The organism is Candidatus Minimicrobia vallesae (assembly GCF_018866205.1).
In the GTDB taxonomy this organism is placed as follows: Bacteria; Patescibacteriota; Saccharimonadia; order Saccharimonadales; family Saccharimonadaceae; genus Nanosynbacter; species Nanosynbacter vallesae.
This window is the reverse complement of sequence record NZ_CP076459.1, coordinates 157,556-171,714: the sequence shown is the minus strand read 5'-3', so window position 1 is coordinate 171,714 and position 14,159 is coordinate 157,556. Positions and strand designations below refer to the sequence as shown.

General features: G+C 43.9%; 17 protein-coding genes and 1 pseudogene. 5 read left to right on the top strand and 13 right to left on the bottom strand.

The window, feature by feature from the left end; translation table 11 throughout:
* Positions 1-14 precede the first annotated feature (14 nt).
* Positions 15-1,067 (top strand): DNA replication/repair protein RecF, encoded by a 1,053-nt coding sequence (gene recF / locus KOY49_RS01230; protein WP_232736380.1) that lies wholly within the window; start codon positions 15-17, stop codon positions 1,065-1,067.
* Between the two features lie 129 nt (positions 1,068-1,196).
* On the opposite strand, the gene tsf is transcribed toward recF, so the two are convergent.
* The 3 genes from tsf to KOY49_RS01215 all read right to left on the bottom strand — a co-directional run bounded on the left by tsf (position 1,197) and on the right by KOY49_RS01215 (position 3,259).
* Positions 1,197-1,793 carry a translation elongation factor Ts gene (gene tsf, locus KOY49_RS01225; protein WP_129632381.1) on the bottom strand — a complete coding sequence of 199 codons (597 nt, stop codon included), beginning with the start codon at positions 1,791-1,793 and terminating at the stop codon, positions 1,197-1,199.
* A 1-nt stretch (position 1,794) separates the two neighbouring features.
* Positions 1,795-2,523, bottom strand: a complete 729-nt coding sequence (rpsB, locus tag KOY49_RS01220) for a 30S ribosomal protein S2 (protein ID WP_164999874.1) — start codon at positions 2,521-2,523, stop codon at positions 1,795-1,797.
* A 400-nt stretch (positions 2,524-2,923) separates the two neighbouring features.
* On the bottom strand, positions 2,924-3,259 hold the full coding sequence (locus KOY49_RS01215; protein WP_232736379.1) for a hypothetical protein: 336 nt from the start codon (positions 3,257-3,259) through the stop codon (positions 2,924-2,926).
* 133 nt (positions 3,260-3,392) lie between these two features.
* Here KOY49_RS01215 and KOY49_RS01210 point away from each other — a divergent pair, with 133 nt between their 5' ends.
* On the top strand, positions 3,393-3,737 hold the full coding sequence (locus KOY49_RS01210; protein WP_129632372.1) for a type B 50S ribosomal protein L31: 345 nt from the start codon (positions 3,393-3,395) through the stop codon (positions 3,735-3,737).
* 103 nt (positions 3,738-3,840) lie between these two features.
* On the opposite strand, the gene KOY49_RS01205 is transcribed toward KOY49_RS01210, so the two are convergent.
* Positions 3,841-4,503, bottom strand: a complete 663-nt coding sequence (locus tag KOY49_RS01205; protein ID WP_039326981.1) for a uracil-DNA glycosylase — start codon at positions 4,501-4,503, stop codon at positions 3,841-3,843.
* Positions 4,504-4,624: 121 nt separating this feature from the next.
* On the opposite strand from KOY49_RS01205, the gene prfA reads away from it, so the two are divergent.
* Positions 4,625-5,695, top strand: a complete 1,071-nt coding sequence (gene prfA, locus KOY49_RS01200; protein ID WP_232736378.1) for a peptide chain release factor 1 — start codon at positions 4,625-4,627, stop codon at positions 5,693-5,695.
* A 102-nt stretch (positions 5,696-5,797) separates the two neighbouring features.
* On the opposite strand, the gene KOY49_RS01195 is transcribed toward prfA, so the two are convergent.
* Entirely contained in the window at positions 5,798-6,022 is a 225-nt protein-coding gene (locus tag KOY49_RS01195; protein ID WP_232736377.1) for a hypothetical protein, read from the bottom strand.
* 141 nt (positions 6,023-6,163) lie between these two features.
* Between KOY49_RS01195 and KOY49_RS05350 the strand changes: the two are divergent.
* Positions 6,164-6,817 (top strand): annotated as a pseudogene (locus KOY49_RS05350) (N5-glutamine methyltransferase family protein); the annotation flags it as partial.
* 49 nt (positions 6,818-6,866) lie between these two features.
* On the opposite strand, the gene KOY49_RS01185 reads toward KOY49_RS05350, so the two are convergent.
* The 4 genes from KOY49_RS01185 to KOY49_RS01170 are packed head-to-tail and all read right to left on the bottom strand — an operon-like array spanning position 6,867 to position 10,544.
* Positions 6,867-8,093, bottom strand: coding sequence for a S1C family serine protease (locus KOY49_RS01185; protein ID WP_232736375.1), 1,227 nt, complete (start codon positions 8,091-8,093; stop codon positions 6,867-6,869).
* Between the two features lie 20 nt (positions 8,094-8,113).
* The gene (locus KOY49_RS01180; RefSeq protein WP_232736374.1) at positions 8,114-8,878 is read right to left on the bottom strand and encodes a hypothetical protein; all 765 of its coding nucleotides are present in this window, start codon (positions 8,876-8,878) and stop codon (positions 8,114-8,116) included.
* A 21-nt stretch (positions 8,879-8,899) separates the two neighbouring features.
* On the bottom strand, positions 8,900-9,067 hold the full coding sequence (locus KOY49_RS01175) for a hypothetical protein (protein WP_232736373.1): 168 nt from the start codon (positions 9,065-9,067) through the stop codon (positions 8,900-8,902).
* Entirely contained in the window at positions 9,021-10,544 is a 1,524-nt protein-coding gene (locus KOY49_RS01170; protein ID WP_232736372.1) for an LCP family protein, read from the bottom strand. The genes KOY49_RS01175 and KOY49_RS01170 overlap by 47 nt, the downstream gene beginning before the upstream one ends.
* Positions 10,545-10,585: 41 nt before the next feature.
* Here KOY49_RS01170 and lepB point away from each other — a divergent pair, with 41 nt between their 5' ends.
* Positions 10,586-11,191 carry a signal peptidase I gene (gene lepB, locus KOY49_RS01165; protein ID WP_129632352.1) on the top strand — a complete coding sequence of 202 codons (606 nt, stop codon included), beginning with the start codon at positions 10,586-10,588 and terminating at the stop codon, positions 11,189-11,191.
* 8 nt (positions 11,192-11,199) lie between these two features.
* On the opposite strand, the gene KOY49_RS01160 is transcribed toward lepB, so the two are convergent.
* The 4 genes from KOY49_RS01160 to KOY49_RS01145 all read right to left on the bottom strand — a co-directional run bounded on the left by KOY49_RS01160 (position 11,200) and on the right by KOY49_RS01145 (position 14,138).
* Positions 11,200-12,078: a ParB/RepB/Spo0J family partition protein gene (locus KOY49_RS01160; RefSeq protein WP_232736371.1), complete on the bottom strand. Its 879-nt coding sequence runs from the start codon at positions 12,076-12,078 to the stop codon at positions 11,200-11,202.
* Complete coding sequence (locus KOY49_RS01155; protein ID WP_129632346.1) at positions 12,075-12,839, bottom strand: ParA family protein; 765 nt, start codon at positions 12,837-12,839, stop codon at positions 12,075-12,077. The genes KOY49_RS01160 and KOY49_RS01155 overlap by 4 nt, the downstream gene beginning before the upstream one ends.
* A gap of 96 nt (positions 12,840-12,935) precedes the next feature.
* A complete protein-coding gene (gene rplU / locus KOY49_RS01150; protein ID WP_232736370.1) occupies positions 12,936-13,304 on the bottom strand; it encodes a 50S ribosomal protein L21 in 369 nt (122 codons plus the stop codon).
* 6 nt (positions 13,305-13,310) lie between these two features.
* A complete protein-coding gene (locus tag KOY49_RS01145; RefSeq protein WP_232736369.1) occupies positions 13,311-14,138 on the bottom strand; it encodes a sugar phosphate nucleotidyltransferase in 828 nt (275 codons plus the stop codon).
* Positions 14,139-14,159: the final 21 nt, after the last annotated feature.

The following is a 14,159-nucleotide window of genomic DNA, read 5'->3' as shown; positions in this document are numbered from 1 at the left end:
GCTATAATAACAGAGTGATTTCTAAGATTAAGCTATACAATTTCCGGTCTTATCATCTGCACGAAGCGACTTTTAGCAATTCTGGGACGGTAATCGTTGGACCAAATGGCACCGGCAAGACGAATCTGCTTGAGGCGGTTTATGTGGCGCTGCGCGGCAGTAGTTTTCGTGGCAGCCTTAGCGATTGTATGACGCTGAACGCTCCGCAAACAATTGTTCATCTGGAGGGCGATTTCGGCGAGCGACGTATTAAGCTAGACTCAATTTCCGGAAAAATCAACAAAGAATTCATCATCAATGACAATAAATCAAAGGTCTTAACCAGAAAAAACCGCTTGCCTGTCGTTTTGTTTGAGCCAAGCGAACTAAGATTAATTTCCTCTTCACCGTCCCGACGACGCGACTTTCTGGATGGCTTAATTGCCCGACTTGACCCCAAATACGACACGGATTTAAGAGCTTTCAATCGCACTCTTTTACAGCGCAACGAACTCTTAAAATCCCACCAAGAAGACTCATCAATTTGGCGCGACAACCTGTTTGCTTGGGACATAAAATTTGTCCAATACGCAACCAACATTGCCCAAAAACGAGCCAAATTTCTCCAGATAAACGAGCCTCGCATAAAAAATTTATACGAATCTTTGGCAGGAAAAGACACGCAATTATCCATCGAATATGGCGCTATTGTACCTCTGGAAAATTACGACCAAGCCCTACTAAATCGCTTAGGAAAATCCCGCGAATATGAAATAGTCACAGGATTTACTTCGGCTGGCCCACACCGTGAAGATTTCACAATTTTTCTCCATAATCAGCCCGCTATTAAAGTTGCTTCACGCGGCGAAATGCGAACCATTATGCTGGCGTTCAAATTATTAGAGCTAGAACTTCAGACAGAAGTTAGTCAATCTCGACCGCTAATTCTACTGGACGACGTTTTCTCGGAACTAGACGCCACTCGCGAAAAACTTCTCCAAGAAACCATCCAAAATCACCAATTTATCGTCACCACGACAGATGCGCGCCACCAAAAAGACGGCTGCTCAATAATTTCCACACAATAAAAATCCGCCCTCTCACGTGAAGGCGGATCGACCGCATATTTGCGATATTGTCAATATGCTTGCGGTAAATATTGACAAAATAAAAAATCGACCGCATTGCTACGGCCGACTTCTTCTCTGTGTGAAAATCTATTCGCTTACGCCCAGCTCAATTCGCTTGAATTGACGAACTACAATGTTCTCGCCTAATTTTGCAATTGCTTCCTTAATGTGTTGCTCAACAGTCTTAGAATCGTCCAAGATGTAAGCCTGGCTCATAAGAACCTGCTCAGCAAAATGCTTCTTCAATTGACCTTCAACGATCTTTTCGCGCATTTCTTCAGGCTTGCTTGCCAAAGATTCGCTCGCCATAAGCTCAGCTTTAACGCGCTCCATTTCCTCTGCTGGAATGTCAGCTTCAGAAACATACTTTGGACTCATCGCTGCAATTTGCATAGCAATTTCGTGTGCCAACGTCTTAAAGTCGTCAAGTCGAGCCACGAAGTCGGTTTCGCAGTTTACCTCAACGATAACGCCGATTCGACCAGAGTGAACATAACTTTCGATCAAACCTTCACGAGCTTCACGGTCGCCCTTCTTTTCAGCTTTCGTCAAGCCTTTTTTGCGCATAGCTTCCAAAGCTTTATCGAAATCGCCCTCAGCTTCAACCAAAGCTTTTTTAGCGTCAGTCAAGCCTACGCCGGTCAATTCGCGCAATTTTTTGATATCGTCAACAGAAACGCCCATCCTATTTCTCCTCTTTTTTAGCTGGTTTTTCTTCAGCCTTTACGCTACCTGCGCCTTCAGCAACAGCTGCGGTGAAGTAGTCTAATAGCAATTGAATACCCTTAACAGCGTCGTCATTACCTGGAATTACGTAATCAATTCCTGTTGGGTTAACGTTGGTGTCAACAATCGCAAATACTGGCACGCCCAAAGTTTGAGCCTCGCGAACTGCATTTGCGTCGGTCAATGCGTCAACTACAACAACAGCGCCTGGCTTGCCCATCAAATCCTTGATGCCGCCATATTTCATATTCAAGCTGTCGATTTCCTCTTGGAAGCGCTGCACTTCAAGCTTGTTATAACGCTTTTCCAAATCACCTGAAGCCATTCGCTTTTCAAGATTCTTCAGCTTCTTAATTTGCTGAGCAATAGTTGAACCGTTAGTCAACATACCACCAATCCAGCGCTCAACTACGTATGGCTGGTTGATCTTTTCAGCTGCTTCACGAACAACGTCTTTGGCTTGTTTTTTGGTGCCAACAAATAGAACCTTACGGCCTGATGCAGCGATTTTTGTCAATTCTGGCAAAGCCTTATCCAAAGCTTCAACAGTCTTAGTCAAGTCAATAATGTGACTATCCTGACGCTTACTGTGAATATATGGCGCCATCTTTGGGTGCCAGCGGCTGGTTTTGTGTCCAAAATGAACACCTGACTCCAGCAAAGCCTTAATGTCTACCTTTACAGACATCCTCTTCTCCTTTTGCCTCATCCGCCCACGATTTGGAGTGTGAAACGGATTGTGTCATTAAAATTAGTTACCTGGTAATTATACCACTATTCTTCATCAGGAGCAACTACCTCTTGACGAGACTTAATAAATTTTTCCAATTCCTCTTTAAGTTCTTTTTTTCTAAACTAGTATCTAGAGGCGAATTTATAGAAGACACCCTTTTAATATCGCAGCACTTAATGAACTCAAAGTATTCAATTCCATTACCTGAAACGACAGCACCATAAGTACTAGTCTTACGGCTAAAATCTTCCATGGTCATAGGCGGAGTTGGTTCGCCAGTTATGTTTGCCGATAGCTTAAAGAATAACAATGCGGCTTTTTCTCCTGAAGGATCCCCATCTTCTATATATCCGCATCAAAGGCTACGACCGAAGTATGAACGTCCAGCGGCGTCTCCCTGTATGAATCCTGAGTTGTGTTGGTGCGGATTAAATAATTTTGCAGTTACTTCCTTAGGCTTACCCGGTGTCTGCATAACTCCAATCCCAAACTCCTCGCCAACTAGCGCCAGCATACGCTCTGACTCCCCCGAATTATATAGCTCAAAAGATTCGGTTTTATCGGGATTTTCTAATATCACCCCTAACTCCTTTGCTATTGCCAATTCCTTAGAGCGACGAAAAGCCTCTCCCGATAAATATCTCAAGCCATTATCCCTACTCTTATCATATACATAAGAACCATTTTCCATAGCACATACTCCTCCTAAATTAGCGTATCTCATCTGTAATTATGCGCTACTTTTTACAGATACGTCAATACGTCCGCACGCCTTTTTGGTAATATATTGCATTACTCCGTTTTTTTGTTAAAATACCAAGGTTATGAAAAGCAGTATTCACCCACAGAACTATCGCCCTGTCGTATTTAGCGACGAACAAGCGGGCTTCGCGTTCTTGACTCAGTCAACAGCGCAAACAACCGAAACCATCAAATGGGAAGACGGCAACGAATATCCATTGGTTAAGGTTCACATTTCATCAGCTTCACACCCATTCTTTACTGGTGAAGAAAAGATTATCGACACCGAAGGTCGTGTTGATCGCTTTAAGGCTCGTCAAGCAGCCGCTGAAGCTCGCCGAGCAGCTTTGGCAAACAAAGCAAAGAAAGCTAACGCTAAAAAAGCAGCTAAAACTGATTCTCCAAAATCAGACAAAAAGACTAAATAATCTAACAAATTAGTAAGGTATTGCGCTTTAAAAACCACCCAATAGTTGGGTGGTTTTTTATTAATAAGTAGCGTAATACCACATAAAACTTGTCCTTCATCAATCAAGGCAGCTGCCAGTCAATTGCCTCGCGACCCTGTTGCACCAGAAAATCATTAGCACGCGAGAACGGCCGACTACCAAAGAACCCTCGATGCGCCGAAAACGGCGACGGATGCGCACTAGATATTTTCAAATGTTTCGGATTAGTAATCGCCTGTCCAACTTTTTGAGCGTGCGCACCCCAAAGGATAAATACTAGCGGCTGATCATAATTATTAAGCATTTTTAGTAAATTTTCGGAAAATTCCATCCAACCATATCCGGCATGACTACCCGCCTGGCCACGACGAACGCTCCAACTAGTGTTCATCATCAGCACGCCCTGCTTGCCCCACGGTTCCAAAAAACCACTAGTCGGCATATCACCGCCGATATTATCCACAAGCTCTTTGAATATATTTTGCAAACTTGGTGGCAATTTCACGCTAGGACGCACCGAAAAACTCATACCATGCGCCTGCCCTGGCCCGTGATACGGGTCTTGCCCAATGATTACCACTTTCACTCTGTCCAGCGAGCAAGCCGCGAAACATGAAAACATATCCTGACGTGGCGGATAAATATCAAATCTCTCACGCTCCGCATCAACCCGATTCATCAACGCCCGAAAATAAGGCTGTTCAGCCTGATCCTCAACAAACTCACGCCAGGTTGCAAACTTCATACTCTCATTAAAGCACGGCTAGTCCAACGTGACAATCGTTACGCCACGACATAATATATCACAATCTCCGCACATCTTTGCAGCACATAAGTCAGCTTGCCTGTGATATAATTTTATAGATATGGCGAAGATTTCTTTAGATATGGATTCTCTGAAAAATGAACGAGCTGATTTGAGCAATTTTTTAGCGCAACCTGATGCTTACAGCTCGCCAGATTTTACAGTAAAAAACAAACGATTTTCAGAATTAGAGACGCTTATTTCCAAGGGTGAAGAGCGAGAAAACCTGGAAAAAAACTTAGTAGAGGCCAAAAAGTTAGCTAACGAAGGCGGTGAATTGGCTGCTCTGGCGAAACTTGAGATTACTGAAACCGAAGCTCGATTGACCGAATTAGAAGAAGAATTATTCATCCTGCTCACCCCGAAAGACCCCAATGATGAGAAAAATATCATCATGGAAATCCGCGCTGGTGCTGGTGGCGATGAAGCGTCCTTGTTTGCGGCGGAATTGTACCGTATGTATTTACGTTGGTGCGAATCTAACGGCTATAAAGTAGAACTAATTAGCGAATCAGCCAATGATTCTGGCGGCTATAAAGAAGTTATTTTCATGATCAAGGGCGACGCGCCATACTCTAAATTGAAGTTCGAAGGTGGCGTACACCGAGTTCAGCGAGTTCCAGTCACTGAAAGCCAAGGTCGCGTCCACACTTCAACCGTAACGGTGGCAGTTTTGCCAGAAGCAGAAGAGGCTGACATTGAGATAAATCCGAACGATTTGCGCGTTGATATTTACCGCTCCAGTGGACACGGCGGTCAAAGTGTGAACACGACAGATTCAGCAGTGCGAATCACCCACTTGCCGACTGGAATGATAGTTACAAACCAAGACGAAAAATCGCAAATTAAAAACCGCGAAAAAGCCATGAGCGTGCTTCGTTCGCGATTGTTGCAGATGAAAATTGACGAGGAAAACGCCAAATTAAGCGCCGAGCGACGCTCGTTGGTTGGAACTGGCGACCGCTCGGAAAAAATCCGAACGTACAACTTCCCACAAGACCGAATCACCGACCACCGCATTCACTACAGCCGCAGCAATATCCCCGCTGCAATGAACGGGGATATCGACGATTTGATTGAAAATCTACAGAGATATGAGCGTGAGCTGAAAGCTCAGAATGCTAGTAATTAAATAGGTCTGGATTCCTAAATTCTAAATCAAGCGCAGCCTCACTCCACTTATCACGGTCGTCCAGGCTTAGAGATTCGTCGCTTGCGCGTCTTTATATATTTTTCATATAGAGTTCTTGATCGCCGCTTCATCAGCTGCCTTCTGCTCTTCGGGAGTCATCTTTCTACGCTCTTCTTCTCGCTGATTCAGCAACACTTCAGTATCATTATCTGCCGCTGTTGCTGGAGTCTCTTTAGTCCTATTCCATCCACCACGATCAGCCCTCGCTCCAAGACCTACTCCCATAATCACGTCATGGATAGGAAGTCTATACTCTCTTTTTGACATATTATCTAATATAATCCTTTCTTTCACTTAATAACATAATTGTACAATACTATATATTTCTTTATTTGTCAATGTCATCTATCTTCTTTTGCAAGCGTTTTCGCTTTTTACATTCCATAGATATATGTTATAATTAGCCACATGATTATCTCTGAATGGCTAAAAATTGCCACAAAATCCTTAAAAATAGCAAACATCCCGTCCGCCAGATTAGACGCTGAATTGATATTAGCCAACACTTTGCGAAAAAACCGTACTTACCTACACGCTCACCTGGACGAAGAAATTGACCCCAGAAGATTTGACATCGCAAATGCCAGACTAGACCTAAGATTAGACCGCGTGCCAATCGCCTACATTCTGGGCTATAAAGAATTTTACGGGCGTAAATTCACCGTATCTCCTTCTGTTTTAATTCCCCGCCCTGAATCCGAAGATCTAATTTCATTGTTCTTAGAACTGACCGCCAGCGAAATTGCCGAAAAAGTTTTAATTGACGTTGGCGCAGGGTCTGGTTGTCTGGGAATTACTGCCAAATTAGAGAGAAGCAACTTGTCGGTAATTTTATCCGATATCAGCAAACCAGCCTTAAATATTGCAGAAAAAAATGCGAACGCCTTAAATGCGGACGTCCATATTCAACAGCAATCATTACTTAATGGCCAACTCAAACCAGTCGACTATATATTTGCTAATCTGCCTTACGTTGACAAAAATTGGGACGTATCTCCAGAACTTCAATATGAACCAGAAATTGCACTTTTCGCCGAAGATGAAGGATTGAAATTGATATTGCAATTGATCTCACAAGCGCCACGATGTCTCACTCCAGAAGGCTTACTATTTATCGAGGTTGATCTTGTTCTAAGTAACGGCGACGTGATTCAGACTGGGCGTATATCTCGACGCGAATTGAGTAAGAAAAAAGGCTTATCGACGTTTGAGGGCGAGATTTATCGAGAGATTGACAATCTAATCTCAGATAATGCCGAGCTGATTTCGCAAATGGTTGGAGCTTTCGGCTTTTGCGGTTGGCTACAGCGGGATTTCTCGGGTGAAGCAAAAAGACGGGTCGTTCGATTTGACGCCGTTGTTTATTGGCAGCCTTAGTGATGATGTCACCACTTTTTATACCAGCTTTATCGGCTGGACCATCTTTTTCTATAGTGGACTCCGACCCTCCATTGATGTAAGCGCCAGACTTTACCGGCAGCTTATATTCTGACTGAATGTCTGGCGTAATAGATGCGTAGCGGACGCCCAGATAAGCCTTCTGGACACCCTTGCCGCTTATAACGCCTCTCACCATACCTTTTACGGCGTTAATTGGAATAGCAAAACCGATGCTTTGTGCGTCAGAGGCGATAGCTGTGTTGATGCCAATCACCTGTCCTGCCATATTAATAAGTGGCCCACCAGAATTGCCAAGGTTAATCGGCGCGTCAGTCTGCAACAGGTCAGTTAAGCTTTCTGTTTTAGAACCCCTAGAGTCAGAACTTGCTACAACTGGTCGTCCTTTACCGGAAATTATACCGCTGGACACAGTATTCTGATATTGCCCCAGAGAATTCCCGATAGCAACAACTTTTTGCCCAACTTTTACCGTGCCAGAATTACCAAGCTCTGCCACTGGCAGCTTCTTAGCATCTTTGATTTTTAAAAACGCAATGTCATTAAGTGGATCGACACCGACCAATGAAACGTCGGTAAATTGGTCTCCATTATGTGTAACTACTCTAATTTTTTGAGAATTTTTAACAACATGCTTATTTGTCAAAACATAACCATCAGCGCTAATAATAACGCCAGTCCCGGCGCCCATCTTCTCAGAATCCTCACTAGAGACAACTATAGAAACGACACTAGGTGAAACTTTATCAACAACTTTTGAGACGTCGCCATCGCTTACTGTTATTGAATTACCGTCATGCTTTACGTCTTGAGATAGACGATTAGCCAGCTGAAGCGTTATCCAACTCGTTAAGAATATTATGCTAACCAGTGTGGCAGCGCCCACCACACCACCAACCAACCATAAGGCTAATCTCTTCTGTTTGCCAGAATTTTGCATATATTTTCACCCCCTATCAATTAAATTACTACCGAATTCAAGAACACTAGCATCACCAAGATAATTCCGATTGTAAGAATCACTGGAGCGGATATGTCTGAGAATCGAATAGCTTTGTGTTTGTTGTAAGATTGGTAAGCTTTACTGGCGACGAGCGAGAATAGTAATAAGATTATTGTAACCTGTGAAACGCCGCCAAATAGTGATTTTCCGTAACTGTAAGTCCAATAATATGACAGCCAACCCAGTTCAGCAAAGACAAGTCCCCAGATTGCCGAAAGTAAAACCGTTTGTTCTTCGTCATAACTGTGTAGGAAATGGCGCGCAGAACTATAACCAATCAAGAACATCAGAATAACAACTACAGAAACCGGCCACTCGTATGACACCACCATCAGCGCGGTTACACCGACAAAAATAGCGATTAACGACTGCATAGCAACCTGCCAGCGCTTAGACATCGGCTTAATCACGACTAGCCAAATTGCATATAGTATTGCCAATGCTACGCGGAAATAAAACACTGACGTAGGTAGATACATCAGACCAACAACGCCAATTCCGACCGTTAAGTCAACCAAGTTAGCCTGAATGTTTGCCCACCAAAAACGCGGACGAACAGCAATTATGCGCCATTTACTCAGCACAACAAGCGCTAACGCTGGAAATGGGGTCTGAAATGCTTGAGCAATAACAAGCAATGCCGCCGCCAAGCCAATATTTAAGACATAGTAAACCAATTCGCTCCAAAACGTTCTTCGTTTAACAGTTTTCAGTAACTCCATAACTTACTCTATTATACCAAATTATGAGCCAGTTCCCACAACAACGATAAATTGTGCGTCAACATTCAAATTATACTTCGAGGAATCTGATGAAACCGAGCCGTACAACTCCTTAAATTTATCTTTTGTAGCGGTTTTTTCTTTACCAGCTGGCAATTGATAAACTTGGGTTTTTGTCGACTTTTTCATTACCTGGAACATTGCCGACATGAACAACTTTCATTCCTAATTCTGTCAATTTGTCCGCTTCTTTCTGCGCTGCACCAGCCACGCCAGAACCATTCAAGACAGCAACTGTGGCTTTTTCCTTAGATAACGGCGTTGCGTAAATCTCAGACTTTATATAAGCGCGAATGTCGTCATAATCATATAATCCCGCAGCTGGCTGAACTATGCTTGCGCCACCCGCCGTGCCAGTAGTCATAAGTACGTTGTTTTCCTCCACAAAACTCAATCTGTGAATATCAGATTCTTTTATCTCCGAGCCAAGGTTCATAATTGTGCGGATTTCTTTCGTGTCAATGTTTGTGCGCAAGTTTTTGCCCATGGCATCCATCAGAGACGTCACCTTACCAAAGTCAGTCAGCGTTCCCGTGGAAGTAGCTTTGTTTTTCAGTGCCATCATTACCAATTGCTGGTTTTTCTCTCGGTCAAAGTTGGATTGTTCCAATCCGTAAGTTGGCGCCACCAAACCACGCGCTCGAGAGAACCACATCGCCTTTTCGCCGTCCATTTCGTGCTTGCCGTTAGTTAATTGCATATAGTGACCTGTTGGACATCGTTCGCGACGTTGCTGATAATTCAACTCCTTCGCTCGACACATCCAGTCCATACTTGGATCAAGGATTCCCCGCGGATCACGACTCTGTACGTCAACAGTAACTCCGCCGACCGCATTGACAGCATCACGAATCACCGCAGTATTAATATGCGCCACGTATTGAATATCCATACCGAATATATCGCCGATGAATTTCTTAGTTTTATCCATTCGTTCAGCTTCTGCCTGCGCACTATCTCCGTTATTCACGCAGCCAAAATATTCATTGATTTTACCAGCGTAGCCAGAATTACACGCCATGCCAAATTTTACATACAAGTCACGCGGAATGCTAAACATATATGCGTCCTTCTTTGTCTGATTGACGCTAAGAATCATCATTGAGTCGGTCAATGTCGCACCTGGATGGTCCGGATCGTCATCTGTTGTACCTAAAATCAGCACATTGCTTCGACCATAAGCATCCTCTTTCAGCTTCTGCTGCGAAAATAGTCCTAAGATTCCGCCGTTATGGAACACCGAGTTCATCGTCTGCCATAATTTTAATAGCAGCCAGCCCGCCACAATTGCAATAATAATTCCGATAATCGCAAGAATAATCCTGGTAATTAACTTTTTCTTACGCTTCTGCTTACGCTCCTGCCGATGAGAAGGCTTGGTATTTTCATCAATCGCCGCCAACGATTCGCTAATATTCTGCTTTAATTTATTAGCAGAAGTTGGTTGCTGAATATTCCTTGTCGCATTATTCGACACTTGCGGACTATCTTCGTTACTACGATGATGCCCGAGCGTAGTCGTTTTTTTGCTAGTAATTTCCCCCAACGAAGTTCGCTGTGGTCGCTTGGCGACAAATCCGTCCATCGACTGTTTGCGTGGTTTCATATCTATTGATTATAACACACAAAACGCTTATAATTGAAACAATGGACGCTACTTTTATGGATCGTCATCCGAAATTACAAGATGGCCTGGGAATGGTCATTTTCGTTGTTGGCGTGGTGATCGGTACACTTTTATTGAACACTTTTGTATTTCAAACTTTCAATGTTGAAGGCGCCAGTATGGAAACGACGATGTACACCGGTGATCGTCTGATCGTCAATCGATTGCCCGTCACTGGTTCAAAATTGCAGAATAAAAATTATATTCCAAAGCGCGGACAAGTAATTGTGTTTAAGAATCCGAATTTTAACGCCTCGACAGGCAAAGACGAATATATTGTTAAGCGTGTAATCGCCTTTGCTGGTGAGCGAGTTACTGTGAAAAACGGCACCGTAACTGTTTACAATACAGAAAACCCCGACGGATTTAACCCTGACACCTCAGTCAATAAAAATGAGCCAGGACAGCCTACTTCTGGAGATGTCGATACGACCGTACCAGAAGGCACGATATTCGTTATGGGCGATCACCGCCAAGGAAGCTATTCTTGCGACTCTCGAAACTGCATGGGACCAATCCCCCTTTATGACATCGTCGGACCAGTTAGTCTACGAATATTCCCATTCAATAAAATTCGCTCGTTCTAATACAAAAATTATTTTTCGAGCAATTCTCTTATTCGTTCAAATTCAAGATTATCCTTAAACTTGATACTAATCTGACCAGCTCCACGGCCGTTTGTACGAATTTTCACCCCTGTTCCAAATCGCTTTGAAAGACTTTCAACAGCATCTGCGTGAGGCATATCTGCTGGGCGGCGTTTGTTCTCGATTGGACTAGCCTTCGCCTGCTTCCACAAAGTAACAACTTGCTCAATCCGTCGCGCTGACCACTCCTCGCGAATAGCTCGCTCCATAATATCTTCCGCGGCGTCATCAGGTAAACCGATTAGAGGTCTTGCCTGCCCTTCATTTAATCGCCCCTCAAACAACGCCTGCTGCACAGACTTCGGCAATTTCAGCAGCCTCAACGTATTACTGACCGCACTTATAGATTTGCCACCCAGACGCTTGCCAATTTCCTCCAGCGTCATATTGAATTGGTCGCGCAATTTTTGATAAGCAGTCGCAGTTTCAAGCGCATTCAAATCATGTCGTTGCAAGTTTTCAATCAAAGAAATCTCCAAGCGATTTTGGTCGCTCATACTCCTGACAATACACGGCACCTCTGTTAAATTCGCCCTATTCGCCGCACGCCAACGTCGCTCGCCCGCCACGATCAGATATTTATCGCCTTTTGGCGTCACAACAATCGGCTGAACCACACCATGCTCGCGCACCGATTCCGTCAACTCATTCAAAGCATTCTCATCAAAAAAGCGACGCGGCTGATCTGGATCTGGGACGACTTGATCAATAGCAATATCTCTCAAATGAGAAACTTTCACATCCTGTTGTGCTGTTGGATCGAACGTTTCATCAATCAAATTGGTTGGAATCAATGACCCAAAACCTCTACCTAAACCTTTTTTCATCGTTCCACCCTCTCTATAATTTCTTTCGTTAGCGCCTTATAAGCCCGAGAACCTTTTGAAAAACGATCATACGCCCCAACTGGCGCGCCATGACTAGGAGCTTCAGCCAAGCGAATATTTCGCGGAATGCTATTCTTGAAAATCTTATCTGGAAAATACTTTTTAACCTCAGCATGAACTTGCCCAGATAATGTAGTCCTGGAGTCCATCATCGTCAGTAAAACGCCCAATAATTCCAGAGGTGGATTAAGCCCCTTCTTTATCAATTTCATACTTTCCAAAAGCTGCCCCAATCCTTCCAATGCGTAAAATTCCGCCTGAACTGGAAGCAATACGTAATTAGCGGCAATCATACCGTTGACCGTCAACAAACTCAAGCTCGGCGGGCTATCAATAATAATATAGTCGTAATCCGTCGCCTTTTGCAAAGCCTCTCGCAAGCGAACAAACCTTCCCTGCGCCTGCGCCAATTCCACTTCCGTATTCGCCAAATGAGGTGTAGCTGGAGCGATTGATAAGTTTTTATATTCCGTTGGCAATATGATATTCGCCAGGTCAATTTGTCGCATAATCACCTCTGATATTGTTGCGCCCAAATTCTGCTTATCTATTCCAAGTCCACTAGTAGCATTGCCCTGCGGATCAAAATCCACCAACAATGTTTTCTTGCCAGCTTTTGCCAAAAAATATGCTACGTTAATTGACGTCGTTGTTTTGCCGACGCCACCTTTTTGATTTGTCACCGCAATGATTTTTGTCATTCGTTCCCCTTTTTACCTGCCTTAATTATAGCATGAGCAGAACATAAATAACAGACATCAAAAAACCGCTTCCTTTACGAAAGCGGCTCTTTCAGATTATTTGATTGACGTAATTTCAATCTTCGTGTACTTCTGGCGATGACCAGTTTCTTTGTGTACACGCTTCTTACTCTTGTAGCGGATAACGCGAAGCTTATCGCCCTTAACTTCCGCTTCTACGACCTTAGCTTTAACGCTAGAGCCTTTTACAGTTGGCGTACCAACCTTGATTTTATCACCATCAATCACTAAAAGTGCGTCGAGAGTGAGTTCTTTTGTGCCTTCAGGGAGGAGATCCACCAAGAGGGACTCTTTTTCGCTGACAAGATATTGTTTGCCAGAGATTTTTACGACTGCTTTCATTTCGTTCCTTAATATATATGAATTAACTCTAATAATTCTATCAAAAACTAGCAATAAAATCAAGTACAGTTAGCAAGTAACGTTTTTCGCCATAGCGTTATTCGCCTTCAGCCAACCGCTCGGCGAGCCGCATTCCATATATTCGCCCTTAGCTTCGCCAACCGCGATCATGCCGCCGCCCTCGATGTACGCGTTGATCGCGTCGGTTAGCTCAAATTCGCCTCTTTTCGGGTTGGCGGGTAATGTTCGCGCCAGTTCGAAAATTTCTTTGTTGAGGACGTAAAAACTTGAATTGCTGAGGTTACTTGGCGCTTCTTCTAATTTTGGCTTTTCAATTATTCGGACAAAATTGCCCTGCTGGTCGGTTTCGATGATCCCTGTTTGTGGGATAAGTTCTTCTTCGACAGGATTTCCTAATCGGCCAGCCGACAATCCACGCGCTTCCACCAGCTCTGCCAAATCTGCGGCGTTTGAACCGCCGTCGTCGCGCCAAAAGAATTGGTCGCCCATCATCACAAAGGCTGACTCGCCTTGTTCGATGAATTCACTCGCCAGGCCCACTGGAATGCTTGTGCCGTAACCGCCGGTTCTTGGCTGAGTTAAAAAATGTATTCGGACGTCGCGAAGTGGCGCCACCAGAGGTAATTTATCTTCTTTTCCCGCTCGACGTAAATAATCGTTCAATTGAATATTCGATCGATAATAGCTCTGCACTTGAGTACTTTGTTCACCAACCACAAAGTAAATATCCTTCACGCCCGCTCGCACAACGTCTTGCACGATATAATCAATCACTGGACGAGTACCGACCGGCAACATACACTTTTCAATAGATTTGGTAATCGGCAACATTCGCGTGCCCCAACCAGCGACCGGAATAATAGCTTTAGTAATCATAGCACCTCCTACATTTTCAGC